Annotated in this window: 3 protein-coding genes and 2 pseudogenes; all 5 read left to right on the top strand. The window is 68.3% G+C overall.

Going from position 1 to position 3,437, the window contains the following annotated elements:
* Positions 1 to 402: pseudogene (locus ACWEN3_RS43795) on the top strand (diguanylate cyclase); the annotation flags it as partial.
* 83 nt (positions 403 to 485) lie between these two features.
* Positions 486 to 785 (top strand): annotated as a pseudogene (locus ACWEN3_RS43790) (gas vesicle synthesis-like protein); the annotation flags it as partial.
* A gap of 209 nt (positions 786 to 994) precedes the next feature.
* On the top strand, positions 995 to 1,315 hold the full coding sequence (locus ACWEN3_RS43785) for a helicase associated domain-containing protein (protein WP_452983536.1): 321 nt from the start codon (positions 995 to 997) through the stop codon (positions 1,313 to 1,315).
* A gap of 601 nt (positions 1,316 to 1,916) precedes the next feature.
* A complete protein-coding gene (locus ACWEN3_RS43780) occupies positions 1,917 to 2,171 on the top strand; it encodes a hypothetical protein (protein ID WP_452983534.1) in 255 nt (84 codons plus the stop codon).
* A partial coding sequence (locus ACWEN3_RS43775; protein WP_452983531.1) for an ABC transporter substrate-binding protein occupies positions 2,171 to 3,437 on the top strand: 1,267 nt, incomplete at its 3' end. The genes ACWEN3_RS43780 and ACWEN3_RS43775, both read left to right, overlap by 1 nt.

Here is a 3,437-nt window from a genome sequence, read left to right as displayed (position 1 = left end):
ACCGAAGCCGGAGCACCGGTGCTCATGGGGCTGCTCGCGCGGATCAATCCGCTGGTACTCACCGCGATGGGCGGCGCCGCCCTCGTACATGGTGCGACCGCCGTGTACGACGTGTCGCTGGCCGTCGGCGAACGTGAGATCCGGCCCATCGAACAGCACATCCACAGCCTTCTCGAAGTGTTGCCGCTTATGGCGCTGGCCTTCACCGCCTGTCTCCACGCGGACGAGGTACGCAAAACCCTGCGAGGCGGCCCCGACCCCCAGGACTGGCGCCTGCTACCCAAAGAACACCCCCTGCCCGCCGTCTACCTGGCGGGACTCGCCGGAGTCATCGCCACAGGCGTCGCCCTGCCCTACGCCGAGGAGCTCCGCAGGTGCCTGCGAGCAGGCAGCCGCCGATGACCTCGGCCTGAAGCGGACAGGCAGGCGCAACCGCTCGGCATGACCGGCAGCGATGCGAAGGTCCGGCGTCGCTCAGATCGTCCATACAGGTCTCCCTCCTCGGCCTCGAGATACTCACGATCGACGTACGGGTCGTGGTCGCCAGCATCGACACCTATCTCCGCTTCGCCGAGGCGTGCAACCGCCTCGACCTCGAAGCGGGCCCCCGCAAGGCGGCCGGCCTCACGGAGCTCACGGGAAACGTGACGGAGTCCGGCACCCGCGGCAAGACCGAGAGAGCCCTGTCCAGCGCTGCGGAGACCATTTCCGACGCCTTCAAGCAGGCACGCGAAGACGGCCAGGAGCGCCAGGGCAAGCGGGCCACGCCCAGGAGAGGGGGATAGCAGACAAGCACCCACCTCTACGGAACCGTCCGCACTTCCCGCCTCCTCCCCCGCGGTCAAGCCCTGGAACGATTCAGGCCCTCCGCGACCGGTTCGCGTGCGAGAGGGAAGCGGGCCGCGAACCTCAGTGACGCCCTGCCTCTCCTGACCCAGTTGCAGACCCCGTAGCCCGAACCGCTCTTCCCGCACCGCACACCGCCAGACGGTCGATGAATCCGTCGTGGTGCCCGGCCTGGCCGGTTGAATGGCAGCGTGCCTTCCACCTCACCCGGCTGCGCATGAAGGCCGGCGGCACACTCCCCACGGCGCCGGGCCCCGTCGTGCACCAGGGCGAGGACCTCGCCCGGTGGGTACGGGCGCAGCGGCTCGACTGGGAACGGCTTACGACCGTGCAGCAGTGGATGTGCGAACACGTCCTCGGCATCCGGCCCGCCGGCGAGGACGAGCTCGGCAACCGGCGAAGCAGGGCCGCGACGCTGACACCGGAGCGGATCGAGCAGCTGCACGCCATCGGCATGCGCTGGGCGTAGGGGGGCGCCGAATCTCGTTCCGGCTGAGGGTGAATTGCGTGCCGGCGCCGCCCCTCGGAATTCGGTGCGGGCCGGAATGGCTATGTGCTCTTTGCCCCTCGAGGTAGCGGTGAGGGGACTCCAGCCGGTAACCAGGAGTCCCCTCTTCCTCCGCCGGTGGCACTGCCGAGGCCCAGGAAGGGGGAGGACGGCGGTTCGGTGGCGGAGATTCCGCTTGTCCAGCTCACCATCGCCTTGGCCGCCAAGCAAGATCTTTTCGGATTCGGAAGGGTTCGGAACAGTGAAGACGCAGGTCAGCACAGTTTTCCAGCCTTCCATCCAACGGTTGCTGCCGCAGTTCTCGCGTCGCGACGGCTCCTCGTTCCCGCCCGAACGGTTCGGCTTCCTGTCGAGCGGGCCGAGGAGATGGGTTACGAACCGAGCGAAAACGAATGCATCAGTCCGGTGAATGACGCCGGATGTTCGGACTGTTTCCAGTCGGGCTTCCGGGATTACCGCGCCTTCCGAGTCTGCATTACAACTGAGTGGTGCCCGCAACACGGCCGGTAACCGTCTGCGGGTATTCCTCGGCGCCTTTGCCGAGCCCAGGAAGGGGAGGACCATGTCAGGACGTTCCGCACGCCTGCGGCACCCGCAGGTGACGTCACCGAACCAGGCCCTGTGCGGGGCCCAGCTCGCACCCGCACACCGCATCACCGTCTACATCCTGATCCTGCTGGTGGTGGTCGTGCTCGTGAGCAGCGGGCACTCCGCCGGCGACGCCATCGGGCTGGTGGTGGCGGCCGGAGCCGCGGCCGCGCAGACCGATTCCTGGCTGAGCGGACAGCGTCCCGCCGGCTCTGCCGGGGGTGCGTGATGACGCAGCCGCCCGAAGACCAGGTCTCTCAAGACGGACAGGGCCTCTGGCCGGACCCGTCACGGGTGCGCACCGCGAAGGAGTTCCGCGACGCGCTGACCCAGTTACGCAAGAGCCGCGACCTCAACCTCCGCGACCTGGAGAAGGCCAGCGACGACGGCACCAGGAAGCTGGCGACGGCCACGGTGTCGACGGTGCTCAGGATGGACGCGCTGCCCACCCGGGAGTTCACCGTCAGGTATCTGCGGGCCTGTGGCCTGAGCGAAGCAGAGCTCGAACCGTGGCTCACGCGGTGGGAACATCTGAACCGCGAGCAGACGGCTCACGCGCCGCAGGACAACGCACCGGGGCCGAACGACCGGGCCGGGATGATGACCCGGCTCCGCAGTCGCCTCGCGCAGCTTCCGGGCGGCCGCTGGAGGCTGCGTGCGGGCCTGGGCGCCTGCACCGTGATCGCTCTCGCCGCCGGGGTGGGTGCATGGCAGTTGCATGACCACCAGGCGCACGAGAAGAAGATGCAGCAGATGCGGCAGCTTGAGCGGTTCAAACAGCAGCACTGCGGCGGCCTCGACGCCGGCCTCGTCACCACCGGCGCCGAGTGCACCGGCATCACCGACGGCCGGGAGGACCCCGGCGTCTTCGGCAGCGACCTCAAACCGGTCATGACCGCCATCGGCGCGGAGAACAGCAACGTGGTGGCGGGCGGCGACTACGTCACGATCGCGTTTTTGACTCCGCTGACCTCCACGAGCGCCAACAGTCTCACCCTGGGCCAGGACGTCGCCGAGCTGGAAGGCGCCTACACGGCTGTCGAGGAGGAGAACGCGAAGGACAGCAGGCCCAAGATCAGGCTGGTCGTGGCCAGTATGAGCAGCAGCGAGAAGTACTGGGCCCAGGCCGTCGACCGGCTCATCGGGATGAAGCAGAAGGACCACCTGGTGGCGGTGGCCGGGCTCGGGCTCAGCCAGCAGGAATCAGTCGACGCCGCCCGGGCGCTGGGCAAGGCCGATCTGCCCATGGTCAGCGACCTCATCACCGCCGACGGATTCGACGCCACCGGCGCCGTCGACGGCAAGGGCCCCATCAACGGACTGGCCGGGGTCGCCCTGACCAACACAGACCAGCTCACCGCCATCGGCAAACAGCTCGCCGGCGATCACATCGCCGCCCTGGTCAGCACCGACAAGACTCCCGGCGGCACCACGGACCTCTACACCGAATCACTCACCCGCGACTTCCGCACCATCCCAGGGCTCAGGAGGTATC

This window comes from Streptomyces sp. NPDC004561, from assembly GCF_053602155.1.
The sequence above is the reverse complement of the archived record's forward strand: the minus strand, read 5'-3'. Positions and strand labels throughout refer to the sequence as shown.

Bases quoted from the DNA above. Each gene is read 5' to 3' on its own strand.
- ACWEN3_RS43780 (WP_452983534.1), top strand. From the start codon at position 1,917: ATGTCAGGACGTTCCGCACGCCTGCGGCACCCGCAGGTGACGTCACCG.
- ACWEN3_RS43785 (WP_452983536.1), top strand. From the start codon at position 995: ATGAATCCGTCGTGGTGCCCGGCCTGGCCGGTTGAATGGCAGCGTGCC.